This window comes from Streptomyces sp. NPDC046915, from assembly GCF_040644935.1.
GTDB lineage: Bacteria > Actinomycetota > Actinomycetes > Streptomycetales > Streptomycetaceae > Streptomyces.
On sequence record NZ_JBEYXB010000002.1, the window covers coordinates 722127 to 742770 of the forward strand.

The following is a 20644-nucleotide window of genomic DNA, read 5'->3' on the forward strand; positions in this document are numbered from 1 at the left end:
CGTGGCGGTGATGTGTCTTACCCCACACTGGGGTGCGGTGCCTGAGTCCTCGGAGCGCGACCGATCCGTCCCCCACGGATCGCGCTCCCCGCGGTTCCACTCAGCAGCGATCACCTGGAGGTCGCCCCCGTGCAGACCCAGACCCTCACACAGACCGACAGCACCGAAAGCACCGCGACGGACGAGCCGGACGCCGAGAGCGAGGTCTTCGCGGTGGTTCCGCCGCAGAGCCGTGCCGCGCACCACCCGGAGACGGAGACGAAGCCGGAGCCGGAGGACGCGGCCGAGCCGGCGGAGCCGCCCGTCGAGGCGCTGGCCCATGAGCCCGCCGAGGAGCCCGCCGAAGCCCCGGCGGTGCCCGCCCGCGCCGACACCGGCGCTCCCTCCTCGGACCTGTTCCGCCAGTACCTGCGCGAGATCGGCCGGATTCCGCTGCTCACCGCGGCCGAGGAGGTCGAGCTGGCCCGCCGGGTCGAGGCCGGGCTGTTCGCCGAGGAGAAGCTGGGCAGCACCCCCGGCCTGGACGACCGGCTCGCCCTCGACCTGGACAGGCTCGTCGTGATGGGCCGCATGGCCAAGCGCCGGCTCATCGAGGCCAACCTGCGGCTCGTCGTGTCCGTCGCCAAGCGGTACGTCGGACGCGGCCTGACCATGCTGGACCTGGTCCAGGAGGGCAACCTCGGGCTCATCCGGGCCGTGGAGAAGTTCGACTACGCCCGCGGCTACAAGTTCTCCACGTACGCCACCTGGTGGATCCGCCAGGCCATGTCCCGCGCCCTCGCCGACCAGGCCCGCACCATCCGCGTCCCCGTGCACGTCGTCGAGCTCATCAACCGGGTCGTGCGGGTGCAGCGGCGGATGCTCCAGGAACGCGGGTACGAGCCGACCCCCGAAGAGGTCGCCGCCCACCTAGACCTGGCGCCCGAGCGGGTCGGAGAGGTGCTCCGCCTCGCCCAGGAGCCGGTGTCGCTGCACGCGCCGGTCGGCGAGGAGGACGATGTGGCGCTCGGCGACCTGATCGAGGACGGCGACGCGGCCTCACCCGTGGAGTCGGCGGCGTTCCTGCTGCTCAGGGAGCACCTGGAGGCCGTCCTGTCCACCCTCGGCGAGCGCGAGCGGAAGGTCGTACAGCTGCGCTACGGCCTTGCCGACGGCCGTCCCCGCACCCTCGAGGAGATCGGGCGCATCTTCGGCGTGACCCGGGAGCGCATCCGGCAGATCGAGTCCAAGACCCTGAACAAGCTGCGGGACCACGCCTTCGCCGACCAGCTGCGCGGCTACCTGGACTGAGCGGGGGCCGCTCACCCGACGCGAGCGGCCCCCTGTGGTGCTGTGCCCTTCCGGCTCAGTCGACCTCGGCCACGGCCTCCGCGAACTGCGCCTTGTACAGCCGCGCGTAGGCACCGTCCGCGGCGAGCAGCTCCGCGTGGGCGCCCTGTTCGACGATCGAGCCGTTCTCCATGACGAGGATCGTGTCCGCGTCCCGGATCGTCGACAGCCGGTGCGCGATCACGAAGGACGTCCTGCCGTGCGCCAGCTTGGCCATGGCCTTCTGGATCAGCACCTCGGTGCGGGTGTCGACGGAGCTCGTCGCCTCGTCGAGCACCAGGATCACCGGGTCCGACAGGAACGCCCGCGCGATGGTGATGAGCTGCTTCTCACCGGCGCTGACCCCCGTGCCCTCGTCGTCGATCACGGTGTCGTAGCCGTCGGGGAGGGTGCGCACGAACCGGTCGGCGTGGGCCGCCCGCGCCGCCTCCTCGATCTCCCCGCGGGTGACCTCGCGCGAGGCGCCGTACGCGATGTTCTCCGCGATCGTGCCGCCGAACAGCCAGGTGTCCTGGAGCACCATGCCGATCCCGGCGCGCAGTTCGTCCCGGGACATCTTCCGGATGTCCACACCGTCGAGGGTGATACGCCCGTCGGTGACGTCGTAGAACCGCATGAGCAGGTTGACCAGGGTGGTCTTGCCCGCTCCGGTCGGGCCGACGATCGCGACCGTGTGCCCCGGCTCCACCTTCAGCGACAGGTCCTCGATCAGCGGCTTCTCGGGGTCGTACCGGAACGCCACGTGCTCCAGCGCCACTCGCCCGCGCAGTTCCTCGGGCCTCTCGGCCGCCACCGGATCCGGCTCCTGCTCCTCCGCGTCCAGGAGTTCGAAGATCCGCTCGGCCGAGGCGACGCCCGACTGCACCAGGTTGGCCATCGAGGCGACCTGGGTCAGCGGCATCGAGAACTGCCGGGAGTACTGGATGAAGGCCTGCACGTCACCGATGGACAGTGCGCCGGAGGCCACCCGCAGCCCGCCGACCACGGCCACGAGCACGTAGTTCAGGTTCGACACGAACATCATCAGCGGCTGCATGACCCCGCTGTTGAACTGCGCCTTGAACGAGGCCTCGTACAGCGCGTCGTTCTCCTCGGCGAACTGCTTCGCCGACTCGTCCTGCCGCCCGAACACCTTCACCAGGGTGTGCCCGGTGTACATCTCCTCGATGTGCGCGTTCAGCTTGCCGGTCGTGCGCCACTGCTGCACGAAGTGCGGCTGCGACCGCTTGCCGACCCGGGTCGCGACGACGAACGACAGCGGCACGGTGACCAGGGCGACCAGGGCGAGCAGCCAGGACACCCAGAACATCATCACCAGCACGCCGATGATGGTCAGCAGCGAGTTGATCAGCTGGCCCATCGACTGCTGGAGCGTCTGGCCGATGTTGTCGATGTCGTTGGTGGCGCGGGAGAGCACCTCGCCGCGCTGGCGCTTGTCGAAGTACGACAGCGGCAGCCGGGACAGCTTCGTCTGCACGTCCTCGCGCATCCGGTACATCGTGCGGTTGACGGCCCGGTTGACCAGCCGTGTCGCCACGGCCATCAGCAGACCCGCCACGAGGAACGTACCGAGCGCGAGCAGCAGGACCTCGCCGACGGCATCGAAGTCGATGCCCTTGCCCGGGGTGAAGTCGGTGCTCTTCAGCATGTCCGCGACGGAGCCCTGACCCCGCTCGCGCATGGAGTCGAGCACCTGCTCCTTGGTGGCCCCGGCCGGCATCTGCCGCCCGATGATGCCCGAGAAGACCAGGTCGGTGGCCTTGCCGAGGATCTTCGGGCCGATCACGCTGAGGCCGACGCTGACGACCACGCACAGCAGCAGCGCGTAGATGGTGAGCCGTTCCGGCCCGAACCGGGCGACGAGCCGTTTACCCGAGCCCTTGAAGTCCATCGAGCGCTGGTCGGGGCCGCCCCCGGCCATCATGCGTCCCATGGGCCCTGCCATCAGGCGGCCTCCGCTTCCGTCAGCTGGGAGAGCACGATCTCCCGGTAGGTCTCGTTGTCCGCCATGAGCTCGTGGTGCCGGCCCGTGCCGACCACCCGGCCCTCGTCCAGGACCACGATCCGGTCGGCTTCCCGGATGGTCGCCACGCGCTGGGCGACGATCACGACGGTCGCCTCGGCGGTCTCGCGGGCCAGCGCCTTGCGCAGGGCCGCGTCGGTGGCGTAGTCGAGCGCGGAGAAGGAGTCGTCGAAGAGGTAGATCTCCGGGCGCTGGACGAGCGTACGGGCGATGGCGAGCCGCTGGCGCTGGCCGCCGGAGACGTTCGTACCGCCCTGTGCGATGGGCGCGTTCAGCCCGCCCTCCAGCTTCGACACGAACTCCTTGGCCTGCGCGACCTCCAGCGCGTGCCACAGTTCCTCGTCGGTGGCGTCGGGGTTGCCGTACCGCAGGTTGGTGGCCACCGTGCCCGCGAACAGGTACGGCTTCTGCGGGACCAGGCCCACCGTCTTCGCCAGCAGCCTGGGCTCGACCTCCTGGACGTCGACGCCGTCGACGAGCACCTCGCCCTCGGTCGCGTCGAACAGCCGCGGGACCAGCCCGAGCAGCGTCGACTTGCCGCTGCCGGTGGAGCCGATCACGGCGGTGATCTCGCCCGGCCGGGCCACCAGCTCGACCGCCTTGAGCACCGGCTCCTCGGCACCCGGGTAGCGGAAGCCCGCCCCCCGGACCTCCAGGTGGCCGTGCCGGCGCAGCTCCACGACGGGGGCCGTCGGCGGCACCACGCTGGAGTCGGTGTCGAGGATCTCCTGGATGCGCTCGGCGCACACCTCCGCGCGCGGCACCATCATGAACATGAAGGTGGCCATCATCACGGACATGACGATCTGCATCAGGTAGGCGAGGAACGCGGTCAGGTCACCGATCGCCATCTGGCCGCTGTCGATGCGGTGCGCGCCGAACCACACGACCGCGATCGACGACACGTTCACCACCGTCATCACGATCGGGAACATCAGCGCGAGCATCCGCCCGGTGGCCAGCTGCATCTCGGTGAGATCGCCGTTCGCCTTGCTGAAGCGGTCCGCCTCGTAATCGTCCCGGACGAAGGCGCGGATGACCCGGTTGCCGGAGATCTGCTCGCGCAGCACCCGGTTCACCGTGTCCAGACGCACCTGCATCGACCGGAACAGCGGGCGCAGCTGCCGCACGATCAGCGTGACGCTGATGCCCAGCACCGGCACGACCGCCACCAGCACCCCGGACAGCGGCACGTCCAGCCCGAGCGCCAGCACGATACCGCCGACACACATGATGGGCGCCGACACCATCAGGGTGAACGTCATCAGGGCCAGCATCTGGACCTGCTGTACGTCATTGGTCGTACGCGTGATGAGGGAGGGCGCGCCGAAGTGGCCCACCTCACGCGAGGAGAACGACTGCACCCGGTCGAAGACGGCGGCCCGCACGTCCCGGCCGAGCGCCGCCGCGGTCCGGGCACCGTAGTACACGGCCCCGATGTTGCACACGACCTGCGCCAGCGAGATGCCGATCATCAGGGCGCCGAAGGAGAGGATGTAACCGGTGTCACCCTTCACGACACCCTTGTCGATGATGTCGGCGTTCAGGGTGGGCAGGTAGAGGGTGGCGCAGGTCTGCAGGAACTGGAGCAGCACCAGCACGGCTATGGGTTTCTTGTAAGGCCTGAGACTGGCCCGAAGAAGTCGTATGAGCACGCTAGGTCTCTCGGAGTCGGCGAAGGGGGCGTTCGGTTGCCCTTGGCCCCTATCGTCGAACACTCCACCCGCGTTACCTCAACCGATTAAGCCAAGAGCAGTGTTCCAGCGACCCTGTAAATTTTGGGTGTTGTAACCCTTATGGGCGAAATGCCCCCGGGTGGGTCTGCTCCCGTACCGACACGAACTGCTGCCGCACGGCCTGTCCCACCGCCAGTTCCTCGCCCGGGTCCAGCACTTGCGCCGCCGCGCCCTGCCAGGCCGGCGGGGTACGCGGATCGAGGGTGCCCTGCGACACGCCGAGCGCCCACGCGGCCTGCCGGGCGGCGCCGATCGCCGCGTAGTCGGCGGGCTGCGGCACGACGACCTGCGCGCCGAACAGCGAGGGCGCGGCGGCCTGTACGGCGGGCAGTTCGGCGGCCCCGCCGAGCAGGAACACCCGCCGTACGTCCACGCCCCGGCCGCGCAGTACGTCGAGGGCGTCCGCGAGCCCGCAGAGCATGCCCTCGAACGCGGCCCGCGCCAGGTGCTCGGGCTTCATCGACTCGCGCCTGAGCCCGGCCAGCGTGCCGGCGGTGTGCGGGAGGCTGGGCGTCCGCTCGCCCTCCAGATAGGGCAGGAGCACCAGGCCGTGGGACCCCGGCGTCGACTTCATCGCCAGGTCGGACAGGCTCTCCAGGTCCGACACGCCGAGGAGTTCGGCGGTTCCGCGCAGGGTCCGGACCGCGTTCAGGGTGGTCACGACCGGCAGGTGCATGCCGGTGGCGTCGGCGAGCGAGGTGATCATCCCGGTCTGGTCGACGAGCGCCTCCGGGTGGACGGCCATCACCGACCCCGAAGCCCCGAGGGACACCACGGCGTCCCCGAGCCCCAGCCCGAGACCGAAGGCGGCGGCCATCGTCTCGCCGGTCCCGGCGGAGATCAGCAGCCCCTCCGGTGTCGTGCCGGCCGCGTCGGACGGGCCGATCACCTCGGGCAGCATCGCCTGGTGACCGAGCGCCAGCTCGACCAGATCCGGCAGGTAGCCGCCGGTGGCCGCGGACCAGTACCCGGTGCCGGAGGCCCCGCCGCGATCGGTGGTCCGGCGCACCGGCCGCCCGAGCAGCTGCCACACCAGCCAGTCGTGGGCCTGGAGCAGGATGGCGGTCCGCCGCGCGTTCTCCGGCTCGCTCTTGGCGAGCCAGCGCAGCTTGGTGACGGGCTGCGCGGCCTGCGGAACGCACCCCACCGCCTGCGCCCAGGCCTCGCGGCCGCCCAGTGCGTCGATCAGGTCGGCCGCCGCGACCTGCGCCCGCTTGTCGCCGCCGACCATCGCCGGGCGCACGGTGGTGCCCTGCGCGTCCAGGGGGACCAGCGCGTTCTGCTGGGCGGACACGCCGATGGCCTGCACGCCCTCGAGCAGCCCGCCGCCCGCCGCCTCCCCCAGGGACAGCAGCCAGGCCTGCGGGTCCACGTCGCTGGCCCGCGGCCCGCCTTCCGGCATGTCGAGCGGATGCGGCGCGTATCCCTGGCGCAGCACGGCGCCCGTGTCCGTGTCGCAGACCACGATGCGAGTGAAATCGGGCGAGCTGTCCAACCCGGCGACTATCCCCATGCCTCAAATTCTGCCGTAGCGCTGCGCTTGCTTTGGCCGTGGGCGCCTTAGGGGTGACTGTGTTTCTTCGGCTGCGGGTGCTTCGTGGCTGGTCGCGCCCACGCGGCGGAGCCGCATATGTCACAGTCCCGCGCCCCTTGGGTGGGTTACCGCGCCCGGAGTCCAGAAGGACCCTAGGTCTCGCTGGTGCCCCAGTCGTCCTCTGTCTGGGTGGTGTGGCCGTTGTGGTGGCGCAGGGAGCGGACTCGTTGGGCCATGGACTCGGGGACGCGGTCGCCGACCTTGTCGCTCACGGAGTGCAGGGCCTTGCCCGCGAACTGGCGCCCCTGCTGGGCGGCGGTCTCGGCGGTGTTGCGGACGGCCGGGTTCTGGGCGATCTGCCGAGCGGACTTCTTCAGCGTCTCGTAGCGTTCCCGTCCGGCCCTCGTGCCCAGGACGTAACCAAGGGCGAGCCCGACGACGAACGTCAGCCGGTAGCGCATGACGACCACCCTTCCCATGCGTAGCTCTCTCGTGCGGCGACGGCGCCGGGGAGTACCGATTGGCGGAGCACCCCCCTGCTTGCGCTAATGTATGTGTCGCAGCGAGCGCGCGCCCCCTGGCGAATACCCAGGTAGGTACGTTCGATGCAACGAGGCATTCCTCCGTAGCTCAATTGGCAGAGCAGCCGGCTGTTAACCGGCAGGTTACTGGTTCGAGTCCAGTCGGGGGAGCTCGGTCCTCCGTAGCTCAATTGGCAGAGCAGCCGGCTGTTAACCGGCAGGTTACTGGTTCGAGTCCAGTCGGGGGAGCATGCTGAACGAGGGCCCCTCAGGGGTCCTTTTTCATGTCCGGGGGAACCGCCGTGCCCGTGCCCGAGTCCTCAAGGTCATGAAGGGCCGCGGGAAGCCGACCATCCGAAGCAGGAGATCGTATGAGCGGCTATGCTGCGGCAGACGGCGCGCACACATGTACGCGACACGCCGCTATGGGGCGGTAGCTCAGCCGGTTAGAGCAGCGGACTCATAATCCGCCGGCCGTGGGTTCGAGTCCCACCCGCCCCACCACCGCGAGTCGGCGCAGGAACGTTTTCACCTGCGCCGACTTTGCGCTTTCCGGGCGCCGGACGCGTGGAGCGACACGCCGAAGGTCGTCAGTCGGCCCCCTGTCGGTCCTGAAGGGCCGTCAGTCGCAGGAGCCGGTGAAGACGTGGCGGGGGTTGTCGCCGACCTCGGCCGAGGTACCGGACGTGTAGGTGCAGGCGGCGGCCGTCTTCGAACCCGACGCGTCCGGCTCGGACGCCGACGCCGCGGCCACGACGCCCGCGGCCAGCACCAAGACACCGGCGGTCGAGACGGCCAGGACGTGGCGGACCTTGCGCTTCCTGTGGTTGCTCATGAGCGGACGGCAGTCCTTCCGTGGGTGTCGTTTCCCTTCATGGGCAGGCGACGCTAGGAGGCGGCGCTGTGATTCACGTGTCACGGGACCGTGGTTTCGCACAGGGACGGGAGGCGGGTCGGACGCGGGCCGCCGGGTACTCGGGCCGCCTACAGGTGGTGCCGGAGGTGCGCGATGGACGGGTCCGTGGACCGGATCGCCGAGCCCTGGGGTGCGCGTACGCCGTACGGGCGGGGCGCGGACTGGCCGGTGCGCACCGACACACAACTGGCGGCCGGGGTCGGCGAGGACGACGTGGAGCGGTGGGTGCAGGCCGCCTCGCTGCTGCACTCGGGCGGGGACGCCATGGACATCGCGGTGCGCGACGGGCGGATCGTCGGGGTGCGGGGGCGGGCCGTGGACCGGGTCAACAAAGGGCGGCTCGGGCCCGTGGACCTCTTCGGGTGGCAGGCGGGCGCCTCTGGCGACCGGCTCACCCGGCCGCTGGTCCGCGAGGGCGGGCGACTGGTGGAGACCGACTGGGACCATGCCATGCGGCGGGTCGTGAGCCGCAGCAGGGAACTGCTCGAAGCGCGCGGACCGGGGTCCATCGGCTTCTACACCACCGGCCAGCTGTTCCTGGAGGAGTCCTACACCCTCGCCGTCATCGCCCGGGCGGGCATCGGTACCCAGCACCTCGACGGCAACACCCGGCTGTGCACGGCGACCGCCGCCGAGGCGCTGAAGGAGACGTTCGGCTGCGACGGGCCGCCCGGGTCCTACTCCGACGTGGACCACGCCGACGTCCTCGCCCTCTTCGGGCACAACGTGGCCGAGGCGCAGCCCGTGCTGTGGATGCGGATGCTGGACCGGCTGGACGGGCCCGAGCCGCCCCGGCTGATCTGCGTGGACCCGCGGCCCACGCCCGTGGCCCGCCGCGCCACCGTGCACCTCGCGCCCCGGCTCGGGACGAACGTCGCCCTGTTCAACGCCCTGCTGCACGAGATCATCCGGACCGGGCGGGTCGACCACGACTTCGTACGGGCCCACACCGTCGGATACGAGGAGCTCGCCGCCCGGGTGCGGGACTGCACCCCCGGGTGGGCCGCGCGGATCTGCGACGTACCCGCCGCGGCGATCGAGGAGGCCGCCGAGATCCTCGGCGGTGCCGAGCGGCTGCTGTCCACCGTGCTCCAGGGCGTCTACCAGTCCCACCAGGCCACCGCCGCGGCCGTGCAGGTCAACAACCTGCACCTGATCCGCGGCATGCTGGGCCGCCCGGGCGCCGGCCTGCTCCAGATGAACGGGCAGCCCACCGCCCAGAACACCCGCGAGTGCGGTGCCGGCGGGGACCTGCCGGGCTTCAGGAACTGGCAGAACGACGAGCACGTCGCCGAGATCGCCCGGCTGTGGAACGTCACCCCCGAGACCGTCCCGCACCACGCCCCGTCCACCCACGCCATGCAGATCTTCCGTTACGCCGAGCAGGGCTCCGTCCGCATGCTGTGGATCACCGGCACCAACCCGGCCGTCTCCCTGCCCACCCTGTCCCGCATCCGGTCCGTCCTCGACCAGGAGCGCCTGTTCACCGTCGTACAGGACCTGTACCTCACGGAGACGGCCCAGTTCGCCGACGTCGTGCTGCCGGCCGCCACCTGGGGCGAGAAGACCGGCACCTTCACCAGCACCGACCGCACCGTGCACCTCACGGAGAAGGCGGTCGAGCCGCCCGGCGAGGCCCGCCCCGACCTGGACATCCTCCTCGACTACGCCGCCAGGATGGGCTTTTGCGACAAGGACGGCGGCCCGCTGATCACCTGGAAGGACCCGGAGTCGGCGTTCGAGGCCTGGCAGCGGTGCAGCGCCGGACGGCCGTGCGACTACACCGGCCTGAGCTACGACCGTCTCCGCGGTACGTCCGGCATCCAGTGGCCCTGCACCCCCGACACCCCCGACGGCACCGAACGCCTCTACACCGACGGCATCACCTGGGCCCACCCCGACCACTGCGAGAGCTACGGCAGGGACCTGGTCACCGGAGCCGCCGCCGAACCGGCGGAGTACCGCTCCCTCAACCCCGACGGCAAGGCGGTCCTCAAGGCCGCCGAGTACCTCCCCCCGCACGAGGTCCCCACGCACGACTTCCCGCTCCAGCTCACCACCGGACGCACGCTCTACCACTTCCACACCCGCACCAAGACCGGGCGCGTCCCCCGGCTCAACGCCGCCGCACCCGAGATGTGGGCCGAACTGTCCCCCGCGGAAGCAGCCGCCCGGGGGCTCGCGGAAGGCGACCTGGTGGAGGTCACCACCCCCCGCGGCGCGGTCCGCGCCCGGCTGCGCGTCACCGCCATCCGCGACGGCACGGTGTTCCTGCCCTTCCACTACGGCTACTGGGACACCCCGGCGGGGCACCGGCCGCCGGACCGGGTCACCGGCCGGGCCGCCAACGAGACCACGGTCACCGACTGGGACCCGGTCTCCAAACAGCCGCTGTTCAAGACCGCCGCCGCCCGCGTCCGCCTGTTCGCGCACGGCGACGGCACCCCCGCACCCGCCCCCACCACCACCGCCTCCGCACCGGCCCACCCGGACGGCGTCCGGCCGGCCCAGGGCGGACCCCAGGCACACGTCACCCATACCGGGGACCGGCGGGAGGACCGCCCGTGAACGGCATCACCCTCACCCTGCGCGCCCTGCACCACGGCGAGCGCAAGCTGGAGAAGGACCTGCTGGCCGCCGCCGAACGGCACCACACCGAACACGAGTTCCACCACGTCGCGATCGACCTCGCCGACTGGTCCCACCAGCACCGGGCCCGGATCGCCGAGACCGGCCACCACTACGGCCTGGACATGTCGGACTCACCCGGCCAGCCGGCGTACGGCATCATGGCCACCCTCCGCGAAGTGGCCGCCGACACCCTCACACGCCGCCCCGAGACCGGACTGCTGCTCCTGCACGACCTGCACGACCTCTGCCTCACCGCCTCCGGCAACTCCCTCTACTGGGAGATGCTCGCCCAGGCCGCACAGGCCACCAGGGACACCCGGCTCCTGGAACTGACGGCCGCCTGCCACCCTCAGACGCTGCGGCAGATCCGCTGGGCCGACTACATGATCAAGACCCTGTCACCGCAACTGCTCACCAGCCCGTGAGCGCGACCCGGATCCGGGTGTCCGCCTCCTCCCCGGGGAGTAGCCGGACCGTCCTCGGCTCATCCCCCGGGGCCAGGGCAGGTGCCTCCGTGCGGGCGATGTGCCCGGCGGGCGCGAGGGCGAGGCTTGGGGCAGCAGGTTCGAGGCAGTACGAGGCATCAGGAGGGCGTCATGGAACGCCGGATCCGTGTTCGTGTCAGCCGCCGGCCCGCAGCGCCCCGGGGCCAGGAGATCGACCGCAGAACGCCGTCGGGACGGCTCCTGCCGTACTGATCACCGGTCGGCGCGATGATGGGTGAGCGCCGCGCGCAGGGCCTCGCGCAGGCCCTCCGGGAACGGCGGGCCGTCGGCCGTGGTGGTGGCGGTGACCGCCGCCGCGACGGTGTGCAGCTTGGTGTTGGACAGCTGGGAGGTCTCCCGCAGGATGTCCCACGCCTGGTCGGACGTGCAGGCATGGGTGGCCATCAGGACGCCCCGGGCCTGGTCGATCAGCGGACGGGACACGATCGCCCGGCGCAGCTGGTCTATCTCCGCCTCCAGGACGTGCATCCGCTCCGCACGCTCACGCGACACCACCGAGGAACCGGGAGCGGGGGCGGGCGGCTCCGGAGCGGGGCTGTGCAGCGGGTCCGCGGTGTCCAGCCCCGCCAGTTCCAGGATCCGGCGCGGCTGCCCGTTCCAGGCGGTGGCCGAGACCGGGACGCCGTGGTGCCGGCCGTACCCGTTCAGGACCTCCAGGAACTCCAGCCCGGCCGTGTCCATGAAGACCACCGCCGACATGTCCAGCTCCACCCGGAAGACACCCGCCGGCAGGGCCGCCAGCGTCGAGGCGAGGATGTCGGCACAGCCGCGGACGAGCTCCCCGTGGGGGGTCAGCAGTGCCCTGTCCGGCTCCGTACAGGACTCGATGACCAGCGTGGCCGGCCGCCGGGAAAGAGGTGCGCGTGCCGCTGAGGTCATGTCTCCGTCCTTGTTCCGTCGCCCTTGTTCGTCTCCCGGACAGTGCTCGCGTGGATGCACCGCGTGTGCGCCGCGTCGAGGCGCAACTCAAGTCGCGGGTGCCCCTTGTGCGGCGGGGCACACCCGGTGCGGAGTGAAGAAGGAGAAGATGCGAAGGGGACCGGCGATTCCCGGCGGGCCGTGGGATCGGGGTGGTGACGACGGCGCCATACTGGGCACCCGCGCCCCTGACCGACGAGGAGACGGCGTGAGCATCCCCGAGCCCGCGCGACACGCCCCGCCGGGCGGCGCCGCGCCACCGGCACAGGTGCCGCGACTGCGGGTCCGTCCGCTGTCCGGCCGGATCGGCGTACAGGCGGTGGGCGAGGTCGGCCTGGCCACGCGCGGGATCTGGGAACACGCGCTGGAGCAGGCTGTTCACGAGGACGAGGACGTGTACTACTTGGAACTTTCCGCGGTGACGTTCGTGGACGTCGCGGGCGTCGACGCGCTCGCGGGCGCCGCCCAGCGGCTCCGCGAGGGCCGCCGGATCGTCGTCGACCGGCCGCCGGCCGCCCTGCCGCGGCTGCTGGAACTGTTCTGGCCCGGCCTCCGGGCGATCGAGGTGTCGACGTCATGACCGCTGTGGCCGAACCGTTCCTGCATCCCGCGCTGTTCTACGCGGACGAGCGGCAGTACCTCGCCGGCACGGTCCCCTTCATCCGGGACGGGCTCGCCGGCGGCGAACCGGTCGCGGTGGCCGTCCCCGGCGAGAACCTGCGGCTCATCGAGGACGAACTGGGCCCCGACGCCGCGGCCGTGCGGTTCCTGGACATGCGCGAGGCCGGCCGCAACCCCGGCCGCATCATCCCCGGCGTGCTGCGCGCGTTCGCCGACACCCAGCCGCCCGGCCGGCGGGTCCGGATCATCGGCGAGCCGATCTGGGCGGGCCGCAGCGCCACCGAGTACCCCGCCTGCGTCCAGCACGAGGCGCTGATCAACGCGGCGTTCCAGGACCGCGAGGTCACCATCCTGTGCCCGTACGACACCGTGGGTCTCGACGAACAGGTCCTCGCGGACGCGTACGCCACCCACCCGACCGTCATCCCGGCCGGCGCCACCGCCGGCCGGAACAGCGACGCGTACGCCCCCGAAGCCGTCGTCGCCCGCTACAACGAGCCGCTGTCGGCCGCCCCCGACGGGCTGTCCTTCCACTTCGGCGAGGAGACCCTCTCCGAGGCCCGGCACACCGCCACCGCCGAGGGCGCCCGGCTCGGTCTCACCGGCGTCCGCCTGGAGGACCTGGCGCTGATCACGGCCGAGCTGACCACCAACAGCGCGGTGCACGGCGGCGGTTCGGGCCGTCTGCGGGTCTGGGCCGAGAGCGGGTACGTCGTCTGCGAGGTACGCGACAAGGGCCTGCTGACCGACCCGCTGGCCGGCCGCCGGCCCGCGAGCCGCGACCAGCGCGGCGGACGCGGCCTGCTGCTGGTCAACCTGGTGGCCGACCTGGTACGGCTGCACACGGGGGAGGACGGCACCACGATCCGCTGCTACCTGGCGCTGGCGCGGTAGGCGGCACGCCCGGCGAGGCCCTCAGGCGGCCAGCGGATCCAGCACCAGCGGCTCGATGCTGCCCTCCAGCATGGCGCCGATGCCCTGGATGGCGCACATCTCGGGCCGTTCGGCGATCTGCACCGGCATGCCGGTCGCCTCGATCAGCATCTGGTCGAAGCCGGGGAGCAGCGCGGAGCCGCCGACCATCATGATCCCGCGGTCGGCCAGGTCGGCGACCAGGTCGGGCGGGCAGTTCCGCAGCACCTTGCCGATGCCGTCGAGCACGGCGGTCAGCGGGGTCTGGATGGCGTTGCGCACGGCGGCGGTGTCGACCCGCACACTGCGGGCGAGGCCCGTGACCACGTCCCGCCCGTGGATCTCGGCGGACGCCGGGCCGTGCGCGGTCAGGCCGTTGCCGGACAGGGCGAGCTGGAGCGGCCGTACGGACTGGCTGGGCAGCATCAGCGCGTGCGCGTGCCGCAGGTGCTGCACGATCGCGTGGTCGACGGCCTCACCGCCCACCGGGATCCGCTGGGCCGTGACGATCGACCCCAGGGAGAGCACGGCGACCTGCGTCGCCGCGGCCCCGCACACCATGATCATGGTCGCCTCGGGCCGCTCCACCGGCAGCCCGCACCCCACGGCCGCGGCGATCAGCGTGTCCACCAGCTCCACACGCCGGGCACCCAGCCCGACCAGCGTCTCGATCGTCGCCCGCTGGGCCAGCGGATCGGCGTCGTGCGGGGTGCAGGCCGCCGCCCGCAGCCGGGGCCTGCGGCGCAGACTGCGGCGCATCTTGTCGCCCAGCAGATGGCGCAGCATGCGCTGGGCCATCTCGATGTCGACGACCGTACCGCCGGAGACGGGCCGTACGACCCGGATGTAGTCCGGTGTCCGCCCCGTCATCTGCTGCGCGAACTCGCCCACGGCGATCAGGGAGCCGCTCCGGGTGTTCACGGCGGCGACGGACGGCTCGTCCACGACGAGCCCCGGGCCCTTGACGTACACACGGGTCCGGGCCGCCCCCATGTCCACGGCGAAATGGCAGCGGCGCAACTGCTCCAGACTGACGGTCACGGCACATCCTTCCGAGCGCGCGGGCTTCCTCTGTGCATCCTGCGCGGGCGTCGGGGGCGGGCGCCTTTTTAAGGGGGCCGGGTGGGGGGTGCGGCTGAACGGGGTTCAGAGCTGCTGGGCGGCTTGCAGGAGGGGGAGGAGGCCGTCGCTGACCAGGCCGCCCACCATCGCTCGTCCGCCGCCGACCCGGACGAAGGGGATCCGTGCCGCCTGGGCCGCCTCCGCCGCGGCCCGGCTGGAGACGATCATCAGGCTCCGGCGGTCGGTGAGACCGAGCTGTACGAGGGCCCGGCGCACGCCGTGCGGGTCGGGCATCAGCCGCGACTCACCGTCGTCGCGTGCGTGGACCCCGCCGGGCAGGCAGGCCATGAGCCGACGCCGGTTCAGATACGACATCACCGCCTTCCCGTCGCAGTCGGTGACCACCGCCGCCGTCTTCCCCCGATCGGCCAGGGTGCGGATCAGCAGATCGGCGGCGGGCACGGGCTCCGCATGCGGCGTGGCCGCCCTTTCGAGCGCGGCCAGCCGTTCGCGCAGTTCTCTTTGCGCGGGGTGCCGCTGGTACGCGTGGAGCAGCTGGAGCGGGTGGGACATGGAGGGCGCGTCCAGGACATCGAGGCCGCGCAGCAGTTCCCGCACGGCCTCGGTCGCGCTGCTCCCCGGAAAGAGGCGGGCCAGCGTGCCGTCGAAGCCGAAGAGGACGGCTTCGGCCCTCCCGAGTGCGTCGACGAGCTCGTCCGTCGCTCGCCACTTCTGTGGAGCAGGATGCGGACGGCGGCTCGTGGTGAGGGACAGCCGCCAGCGGACCGTGCACCCGGGGACGGCGTCCTCGCCCGGTCCGGCGCCGAGCTCGTCCTCCGCATGGACGATCCAGGTGGGCGGGTAGTTGAGGACGACGTGGGCCAGGCGCGAGCGCAGCCGGTTCCGCAGGACGACGGGCGGTGTCATCCCGTCGGCGTGCGCGGTGGCCTCGAGCGGGTCGGTGACGCGCCACACCGCCTCGCCGGTGACCTCGAAGACGGTCACGCCGTCCGCGGCCGGTGCGCTGTCCGCGAGCTCCAGCCGCCGCTCGGTGAGGTCGACCTCGTAGTAACCGGTGGCGTCCGGGGACCGGGTGAGACCGAGCGCGTCGTCCGGGCCGGTGTAGACGACCGTCCTGGTCCGCCCGGCGGGCTCGGGGAGCGGCGCGCGGGGAGGCAGCCGGAAGGGGCCCTGGAGTGGTGACCGGAAGGCGCTCCCGGGAGACTCGGGCGGTACGGGGACCAGGCAGTAGAACCCGTCGGCCGGGTCCTCCGCCAGAGGGCTGGGTCCGACATTGCCGCGAGCCGCGGCCAGCTCGTCCCGGAGCCGGGGAGGGACCGCGATGATGCCGTCCGCCGCGTTCTGCGCGCGCCGTACCCGCTGCTCGTCGGGCCCCTCGGTCCATCCGTCGGCCCAGACGCACTGGAAGACGGCCTTCAGCCGGGCGCCGTCCAGCTCGTGCATCCGGTGCGGCAGCTGCTGAACGGTGGCCACGAGCAGGGGCCGCGCGGACACGCCCGCCGGGACGATGACCGAGTAGCCGAGGTCGTTCGCGACCAGCTCGTACTCGTACCCCAGCGCCAGCCGGCTCGCCGTCAGCAAGCGCGCCACCGCCCGGCCGAGTGCGGCATGGGTCTCCCGGTCCCGGGGGCCGTCCGCGAAGTCGTAGTGGACGATGGTGCGGTAGTCGGACACGGACTCGGCGAACAGGCTCTCCGGTACGTCGTCCTGCGGCAGCGGGGTCTCCGCCGCCGCGTCCTCCTGCGCGGAGAAGATCGACGGCAGCTCGTCCTCGGTGGGGAAAGGGCCCTCGGAGTGCTCGTCGAACGCCGCGGTGAAGTCGTCGGGAGCCGAGTCGCCGTGCTCATGGGCCGGGGCGGGGCCCTCCGGTTCGCCGTACTCCTCGCGCAGTTCCCGTCCGAGGGTCAGCAGCTCCGGGCTCCGGCCGCCGGACAGCTCGTACTCCTCGAACGCCTCCAGCGCCTCCTCGCCACGGCCCTGGCGGCTCAGGGCGAGTATCAGGAGCCGGCGGAAGTCCTCCCGGGAGGGGTAGGACCGGAGCAGCTCGGTGAGGTGCGTGGACGTGCGGTCGTACTCGCCCAGGTCCAGATCGAGTTCGGCGAGCTTGCGGTGCAGGGCCAGGCGGAGCTGGAGGAGACGGGTGCGGGCGGTGCGGGCGGCGGGGCCGGGGACCTCGGCGAGGGCCTCGGGGCCGTCCCACAGGGCCAGTGCCCGGTCGATGCGCTCGCGGGCGGCGGCGAGGTCGCCCTGCTCGGCCAGTGTCGTGGCCTGCCGTTCCAGTTCCTCGCAGGTGACCAGGTCGAGACCGTCGACGCTGGTGTGCAGGGCGCAGCCGTCGAGGGTCGTGGCCAGCACCCCCGGCCCCAGAGCGCCGCGCAACCGGGACACGATCCGGGCCAGGGCGGCCGGCGCGTCGTGGGGCGCGTCCCCCGGGCGCCACAACCCTCTGGTGAGCTCGTCGTGAGTGACGAGCCGGCCGTGCCTGAGCAGCAGGATGGCGAGCGTGGCCCGTACGAGCGGGGAGAAGTACAGGATCTCGTCGTGGAATTCCACCTGCACAGGGCCCAGGACGCGGTACCGGTGGATCTCGGGCCGGTGCGAGAACCGGGACATCCGATGGGTGAGCATGTCCCTGCCTCGCTGCTGTTCCCGGAGCAGTCGTGACATCAGCAGGTCGAGGGCGCGGGCATACGTCCGGGCAGGACTGGCCGGCAGATGGCCGAGCTGCTCCGGCCGCAGGGGCACCGTCGGCCGTGAAGTCCCCGACGCCAGCAGCAACAGGATCTCGCACAGCGCCCGCAGGTCCTCGGCCTGTCCCGACGGGCCCGACGTACTGCCCGGTGCGAAGAGGCTGATCCTGATCTCGCCGTCGGGCAGGAGCATCACCCGGGACATCCCGAGGTCGCCGTGGGTGACGCCCGCGTCGTGGACGGCCTTGAGGGCGAGCGCCAGTTGCTGTCCGACACGCACGGTCAGCGCCACCTGGAGCCGGTAGCCGTTGGGGGCCGCCAGCTTGTTCAGGGCGATGCCCTCCAGATGGTCCATGACGACGTACGGCACGTCCTCCTCGATCCCGAAGTCGTGGACGGCCACGACGTTCGGGTGCGCGAGGGCCTTCAGCCGCTCCGCGTCGCGCAGGAACGCCCTTCGCCCCGCGGCATCCGGGATCGTCCCGTGTAGCCGCAGCACCACCATCCGGTCCGCGTCGGTGTCCTCGGCCTGCCACACGGACCCGGTGGAACCGATGCGCCGTACCAGCCGGTACCGCGCCCGAAGCCCCCGCGGCACCGCCGGAGCACCCGCCGCACCTCCGGACAACTGCCGTACGCTCTCGGGCCGTACGGTCGCGAACGCGTCCCCGTCCGCCTCGGCCCCCGCCGGGTCCGCCCCGCTCTCCGTCGGCGTCACCGCATGGAACTCCCCGGGCGCCGCCCCCGCCCGCTCCTCGATCAACTCGCCCACCCGGGCCAGCAGTTCCGTGGTCCGCCCCCGTGCGGACCGGGGCAGTCCGCGCAGCAGCAGCTCACGGACCCCGGGACGGAAGGCGTACGACCCCGGCGAGCCCTCGGTCGCGGTCAGCATGCCGCTGAGGATCACCTCGGCGAGATGCTGTGGCCGCGGATCCGGTTCGACCGCGCGCTGCACCAGCCGCATGACGGGCAGATCGGGGCGGCCCACGGCGAGGTGGCCGGCCAGGCGGAACGCCTCCGGGGAGGCCGTGGCACGGAAGCGGAGGACCAGTTCCTCGGCGGAGAGCCGGGTGACGTCCGTGCGCTCCTCGGTGTCGTCCGGGCCCAGGGGGCCGTCCAACAGGGCCGCCGAGGCGGGGAATCGGGCGCCGCCCATGGACGCCACCAGTCCGGCCCAGTTCGCCAGCCACCTCGGTCCGGGCTCCAGCACGGGCAGCGGTACGGCCCCGTCGGCCGCCGCTGTCTCCTCGGTCTCCTCGTACGGCGAAAACGTCAGCGCCGCCGCAGGAGCCGCCGGGAACGGTGCGGAGAGCAGGCCGGGGGCGGCGGGCAACGCCGTGTCGCGCCACAGGTGTTCGGGCAGGGGCTGGACGACCGCCAGCGGCACCCGGTGGGCCCAGCGGCGCAGGGTGCCGTACCAGAGCCTCGCCGCCTCGCCCGCCCGCCATTGCGGGCCCATGCAGTCGCTGACCAGGAGGGTGACCGTGCGCCCGTCGGCGGGGACCTGCGCGCCGTCGCCGCGGACCGTGCCGTCGGGGGCCGCGCGGTACACGTCGACCGTGCGGAACACCCCCGACTGGGCCAGCGCCGTGTGCAGTTCGCGGATCAGGGGGCGCCAGACGGGCATCGTGGGACCGGTGTCGTACACCAGGTTCAGCCGCAGCCAGCGTTCCCGCGCGGGGCGGAGCACCGGGAGCCACCACTCGGGGGCGGCGCCGAGGCGGGCGATGCGGTCCGCGGTCGCGTGCTCGTCGAGGCGGTGGCCGACCGGGGCGTCGGTACGGCGCTTGAGGGGGCGCAGGGCGCGCTGGAGGGCCAGGGGGTGGCGCAGCATCGGCGGTGCCGGGGCCAGCAGGGAGGCGAAGGGGCCCGGTGGCGTGCCCGCGGCCGGCAGGTGGAGTGGGGCGCGGGGGGACTCCGGCTCCGTCGGGGGGTGCTCCGGCTCGGGGCGCGGAGGTGCGGGTTCCGGGACGTCGGGCCGTTCCTCCTCGGCGTCCGCGGTGCTCGTGGACTCCGGGGCGGCCGGAGCCGGCTGCCCGTCCTCCCCGCCCGCCGGCTCCAGCTGCCGGGCCAGCCACAGCAGTTCCGCCAGCTCCAGCGGTGTCGGGCGCACCCCGCCGGCCGCCCTGGCCAGTACGTCGGCCAGGCGGGCCAGGGGCGCCGAGGCGGCGGAGGGATCAGAGGGCATCTGCCTGCCCGGCCCCACCGAGGTAGGGCATGAGCTGCTCGGCCAGCTCGTTCAGGGACTCCGGGGCCAGATCGGCGGAGCGGGCCAGGTAGATGGCGTTGAGGAGCTGGTCGGTGGCGAGGTCGCCGCCGCCGACCCGGGAGAGGAAGCGGGTGATGAGGGCCTGGGCGTCGGCGTCCGGTTCGCCCAGGTGGGCGCGGACGATCTCGGCGAGGTGCTGGTCGTCGGGCTGGCGCAGCCGCAGGGTGACGCAGCGGCGCAGGAAGGCGGGCGGGAACTCGCGCTCGCCGTTGCTGGTGAGGACCACGAAGGGGAAGGCGCGGCAGCGGACCCGGCCGCGTTCCACGGGGACGCGTTCGTGGGTGCCGGCGACCATGACCTCGGCGGTGGGCGAGTGGCGGGAGGCGCGGACCAGTTCGGGGATCTCGTACTGGCCCTCCTCCAGGACGTTCAGCAGGTCGTTCGGCAGGTCCAGGTCGCTCTTGTCGATCTCGTCGATGAGCAGGGCGCGGGGACGGGCGTAGGGCAGCAGGGCGGTGCCCAGGGGGCCCAGGCGCAGGTGGTCCTCGATGCCCGACTCCGGGACGGGGGCGTCCGCGTCGAGGGCGGTGGCCTGGCGGGCCGCGTAGAGGCGGGAGAGGGGGTCGTACTGGTAGAGGCCGTCGTGGAGGGTGCTGCGGCTGGTGATGTTCCAGCGGAGCACCGGGCCGAGCCTCAGCTCACGGGCGACCGCGTACGCCAGCGAGGACTTGCCGGTGCCGGGCGGGCCGGTGACCAGCAGCGGGCGGCGCAGGTAGAGGGCCGCGTTGACCAGTTGCACGGTCTGCGTGGTGGCCTGGTACGTCTCGGCGCGGTGGGTGCGGTCGGGTGAGGTGGCCGCGGTGTCGGCGGTTTCGGCGGGCGTCGCGAGTTCGGGGCCGCCGTCGAAGGCCCGCCAGGGCGGCGGAGCGGGCAGCTCGGTGATGCCGTCGTGCGGCTCCTCGGTGCCGGTGTACACGGGCCACAGGGGCATGGGTTCCTTCTCCGTTGGGGCGGC

The 20644-nt window shown here is 72.3% G+C and carries 13 protein-coding genes, 3 tRNA genes and 1 pseudogene; 8 read left to right on the forward strand and 9 right to left on the reverse strand.

Features of this window, described 5'->3' with window-relative positions; translation table 11 throughout:
• Positions 1 to 37 precede the first annotated feature (37 nt).
• A pseudogene (locus ABZ915_RS07950) lies at positions 38 to 1290 on the forward strand (RNA polymerase sigma factor).
• Between the two features lie 55 nt (positions 1291 to 1345).
• Here ABZ915_RS07950 and ABZ915_RS07955 read toward each other — a convergent pair.
• The 4 genes from ABZ915_RS07955 to ABZ915_RS07970 form a co-directional block, all read right to left on the reverse strand.
• Entirely contained in the window at positions 1346 to 3274 is a 1929-nt protein-coding gene (locus ABZ915_RS07955) for an ABC transporter ATP-binding protein (protein ID WP_361797576.1), read from the reverse strand.
• Positions 3274 to 5007, reverse strand: a complete 1734-nt coding sequence (locus tag ABZ915_RS07960) for an ABC transporter ATP-binding protein (RefSeq protein WP_361797579.1) — start codon at positions 5005 to 5007, stop codon at positions 3274 to 3276. Before ABZ915_RS07960 ends, ABZ915_RS07955 begins: the two co-directional genes overlap by 1 nt.
• A 139-nt stretch (positions 5008 to 5146) precedes the next feature.
• Positions 5147 to 6601 (reverse strand): FGGY family carbohydrate kinase, encoded by a 1455-nt coding sequence (locus ABZ915_RS07965; RefSeq protein WP_361797582.1) that lies wholly within the window; start codon positions 6599 to 6601, stop codon positions 5147 to 5149.
• A 173-nt stretch (positions 6602 to 6774) separates the two neighbouring features.
• On the reverse strand, positions 6775 to 7083 hold the full coding sequence (locus ABZ915_RS07970) for a YtxH domain-containing protein (RefSeq protein ID WP_361797763.1): 309 nt from the start codon (positions 7081 to 7083) through the stop codon (positions 6775 to 6777).
• A gap of 158 nt (positions 7084 to 7241) precedes the next feature.
• Between ABZ915_RS07970 and ABZ915_RS07975 the strand changes: the two genes are divergently transcribed.
• The 3 genes from ABZ915_RS07975 to ABZ915_RS07985 all read left to right on the forward strand — a co-directional run bounded on the left by ABZ915_RS07975 (position 7242) and on the right by ABZ915_RS07985 (position 7647).
• Positions 7242 to 7314: transfer RNA gene (locus ABZ915_RS07975), tRNA-Asn, on the forward strand.
• Positions 7315 to 7319: 5 nt separating this feature from the next.
• Positions 7320 to 7392: transfer RNA gene (locus ABZ915_RS07980), tRNA-Asn, on the forward strand.
• A gap of 178 nt (positions 7393 to 7570) precedes the next feature.
• A tRNA-Ile gene (locus ABZ915_RS07985) sits at positions 7571 to 7647 on the forward strand.
• A 118-nt stretch (positions 7648 to 7765) separates the two neighbouring features.
• Here ABZ915_RS07985 and ABZ915_RS07990 read toward each other — a convergent pair.
• The gene (locus tag ABZ915_RS07990) at positions 7766 to 7978 is read right to left on the reverse strand and encodes a hypothetical protein (RefSeq protein WP_361797585.1); all 213 of its coding nucleotides are present in this window, start codon (positions 7976 to 7978) and stop codon (positions 7766 to 7768) included.
• A 174-nt stretch (positions 7979 to 8152) separates the two neighbouring features.
• On the opposite strand from ABZ915_RS07990, the gene ABZ915_RS07995 reads away from it, so the two are divergent.
• Both ABZ915_RS07995 and ABZ915_RS08000 read left to right on the forward strand, forming a co-directional pair.
• On the forward strand, positions 8153 to 10627 hold the full coding sequence (locus ABZ915_RS07995; RefSeq protein WP_361797588.1) for a nitrate reductase: 2475 nt from the start codon (positions 8153 to 8155) through the stop codon (positions 10625 to 10627).
• The gene (locus ABZ915_RS08000; protein ID WP_361797591.1) at positions 10624 to 11115 is read left to right on the forward strand and encodes a hypothetical protein; all 492 of its coding nucleotides are present in this window, start codon (positions 10624 to 10626) and stop codon (positions 11113 to 11115) included. The genes ABZ915_RS07995 and ABZ915_RS08000 overlap by 4 nt, the downstream gene beginning before the upstream one ends.
• Before the next feature lie 273 nt (positions 11116 to 11388).
• Here the strand turns inward: ABZ915_RS08000 and ABZ915_RS08005 are convergent, their stop codons facing one another.
• Positions 11389 to 12075, reverse strand: a complete 687-nt coding sequence (locus tag ABZ915_RS08005) for an ANTAR domain-containing protein (protein WP_361797594.1) — start codon at positions 12073 to 12075, stop codon at positions 11389 to 11391.
• Positions 12076 to 12382: 307 nt separating this feature from the next.
• On the opposite strand from ABZ915_RS08005, the gene ABZ915_RS08010 reads away from it, so the two are divergent.
• Positions 12383 to 12694, forward strand: a complete 312-nt coding sequence (locus tag ABZ915_RS08010) for an STAS domain-containing protein (RefSeq protein ID WP_361797766.1) — start codon at positions 12383 to 12385, stop codon at positions 12692 to 12694.
• Complete coding sequence (locus ABZ915_RS08015; protein WP_361797597.1) at positions 12691 to 13629, forward strand: anti-sigma factor RsbA family regulatory protein; 939 nt, start codon at positions 12691 to 12693, stop codon at positions 13627 to 13629. The genes ABZ915_RS08010 and ABZ915_RS08015 overlap by 4 nt, the downstream gene beginning before the upstream one ends.
• A 21-nt stretch (positions 13630 to 13650) precedes the next feature.
• Here ABZ915_RS08015 and ABZ915_RS08020 read toward each other — a convergent pair whose 3' ends face one another.
• The 3 genes from ABZ915_RS08020 to ABZ915_RS08030 all read right to left on the reverse strand — a co-directional run bounded on the left by ABZ915_RS08020 (position 13651) and on the right by ABZ915_RS08030 (position 20620).
• Positions 13651 to 14688 carry a rod shape-determining protein gene (locus tag ABZ915_RS08020; protein WP_361797600.1) on the reverse strand — a complete coding sequence of 346 codons (1038 nt, stop codon included), beginning with the start codon at positions 14686 to 14688 and terminating at the stop codon, positions 13651 to 13653.
• Between the two features lie 105 nt (positions 14689 to 14793).
• The gene (locus ABZ915_RS08025) at positions 14794 to 19608 is read right to left on the reverse strand and encodes an SAV_2336 N-terminal domain-related protein (RefSeq protein WP_361797603.1); all 4815 of its coding nucleotides are present in this window, start codon (positions 19606 to 19608) and stop codon (positions 14794 to 14796) included.
• Entirely contained in the window at positions 19598 to 20620 is a 1023-nt protein-coding gene (locus ABZ915_RS08030; protein ID WP_361797606.1) for a MoxR family ATPase, read from the reverse strand. The genes ABZ915_RS08025 and ABZ915_RS08030 overlap by 11 nt, the downstream gene beginning before the upstream one ends.
• Between the last annotated feature and the right edge of the window lie 24 nt (positions 20621 to 20644).

Bases quoted from the DNA above. Each gene is read 5' to 3' on its own strand.
- ABZ915_RS07955 (WP_361797576.1), bottom strand. From the start codon at position 3,274: ATGGCAGGGCCCATGGGACGCATGATGGCCGGGGGCGGCCCCGACCAG.
- ABZ915_RS07965 (WP_361797582.1), bottom strand. From the start codon at position 6,601: ATGGGGATAGTCGCCGGGTTGGACAGCTCGCCCGATTTCACTCGCATC.
- ABZ915_RS07970 (WP_361797763.1), bottom strand. From the start codon at position 7,083: ATGCGCTACCGGCTGACGTTCGTCGTCGGGCTCGCCCTTGGTTACGTC.
- ABZ915_RS07990 (WP_361797585.1), bottom strand. From the start codon at position 7,978: ATGAGCAACCACAGGAAGCGCAAGGTCCGCCACGTCCTGGCCGTCTCG.
- ABZ915_RS07995 (WP_361797588.1), top strand. From the start codon at position 8,153: ATGGACGGGTCCGTGGACCGGATCGCCGAGCCCTGGGGTGCGCGTACG.
- ABZ915_RS08005 (WP_361797594.1), bottom strand. From the start codon at position 12,075: ATGACCTCAGCGGCACGCGCACCTCTTTCCCGGCGGCCGGCCACGCTG.
- ABZ915_RS08015 (WP_361797597.1), top strand. From the start codon at position 12,691: ATGACCGCTGTGGCCGAACCGTTCCTGCATCCCGCGCTGTTCTACGCG.
- ABZ915_RS08025 (WP_361797603.1), bottom strand. From the start codon at position 19,608: ATGCCCTCTGATCCCTCCGCCGCCTCGGCGCCCCTGGCCCGCCTGGCC.
- ABZ915_RS08030 (WP_361797606.1), bottom strand. From the start codon at position 20,620: ATGCCCCTGTGGCCCGTGTACACCGGCACCGAGGAGCCGCACGACGGC.